Consider the following 236-nt stretch of genomic DNA (forward strand, 5'->3'; position numbering starts at 1 on the left):
GTGTGCCGGGATGAAATCAGCAACGCGTCTCCGCTCTCCTCCACGGAATTCAGGTGGTACGGGTCGTAGGCTTTGTCCGGCGTCGAGCCGTCACTGCCGGCGTCGTCAGACGGACGCAGAAAGGAATCCGTCAAGGGAATGTGTTCCAAGGCGTCCCAGTCCAACAAGACAGCTCCGGTCCGGACATTCACCTCCTGCACATGGCAGTTGAACATATTGCCGGCGACCGGCCCGCC

At 61.0% G+C, this 236-nt stretch carries 1 protein-coding gene; it reads right to left on the reverse strand.

Annotated features, from left to right (window positions below; genetic code table 11):
- Positions 1 to 236, reverse strand: a 236-nt coding sequence (locus tag SB764_RS44565; RefSeq protein ID WP_410867383.1) for an arylsulfotransferase family protein, incomplete at both ends; no start/stop codon positions are given.

Origin of the sequence: Paraburkholderia sp. SIMBA_027, from assembly GCF_046535315.1 — a bacterium.
GTDB classification, from domain to species: domain Bacteria; phylum Pseudomonadota; class Gammaproteobacteria; order Burkholderiales; family Burkholderiaceae; genus Paraburkholderia; species Paraburkholderia tropica.